Source organism: Acetobacter orientalis, from assembly GCF_000963965.1.
Classification (GTDB): domain Bacteria; phylum Pseudomonadota; class Alphaproteobacteria; order Acetobacterales; family Acetobacteraceae; genus Acetobacter; species Acetobacter orientalis.
Window position 1 is genome coordinate 1 of record NZ_BAMX01000048.1, and the last position, 965, is coordinate 965.

Consider the following 965-nt stretch of genomic DNA (forward strand, 5'->3'; position numbering starts at 1 on the left):
CGGGTGACCTACCCGTCTGACATGCGCAATTTTTCAGTTGAGCAACTCAAACAGGTTGCTGATGAACTGCGTGCTGAAACCATTGATGCCGTGTCTACCACCGGTGGGCATCTGGGCGCGTCTTTGGGTGTGGTTGAGCTTACCGTGGCGCTGCATGCCGTGTTTGACACCCCCGCCAGCAAAATCATCTGGGACGTAGGCCATCAGGCTTACCCCCATAAAATTCTGACAGGCCGGCGCGACCGTATCCGTACCCTGCGCCAGCCCGGTGGTCTGTCCGGCTTTACCCGCCGGGCCGAGAGCGAGTACGACCCCTTTGGGGCGGCGCACTCCTCCACCTCCATCTCTGCTGGCTTGGGCATGGCCGTGGCCCACCACCTGCGAGCAGAAGAAGACCCCACCTACTCTGAGCGCAATGTGATTGCCGTTATCGGCGATGGCTCCATTTCCGCCGGTATGGCCTATGAGGCCATGAACAACGCCGCCGTGGCAGGCCCCGGTGCAGAGCGTCTGATCGTTATTCTCAACGATAACGAAATGTCTATCGCCCCACCGGTTGGGGCCATGTCTAACTACCTCTCCCGCCTTATGTCGTCTCGCAAGTTCATGGGCTTGCGCGAGCTTGCGGGCAAAATGGTCAAAAAACTGCCTGCCCCCGTTGAGCGCACAGCCCGCAAGGCCGACGAATATGCCCGTGGCATTATTACCGGCGGCACCTTGTTTGAAGAGCTGGGCTTTTACTATGTCGGCCCCGTTAACGGCCACGACCTGCCACAACTGGTGGCTATTCTGCGCAACCTGCGCGACACCAATAACGGCCCTATTCTTTTGCATGTCATGACCGAAAAAGGCCATGGCTACACCCCGGCAGAAAAAGCGGGGGACAAATACCACGCCGTCGCCAAATTTAACGTGGTAACGGGTGAGCAGAAAAAGGGCCCCGCAGGCCCACCAAGCTACACCTC

1 protein-coding gene is annotated in these 965 nt (G+C 58.7%); it reads left to right on the forward strand.

Annotation, left to right across the window (positions count from 1 at the left end):
* The coding region (locus Abor_RS12475; protein WP_048842230.1) for a 1-deoxy-D-xylulose-5-phosphate synthase N-terminal domain-containing protein at window positions 1-965 on the forward strand (965 nt) is incomplete at both ends.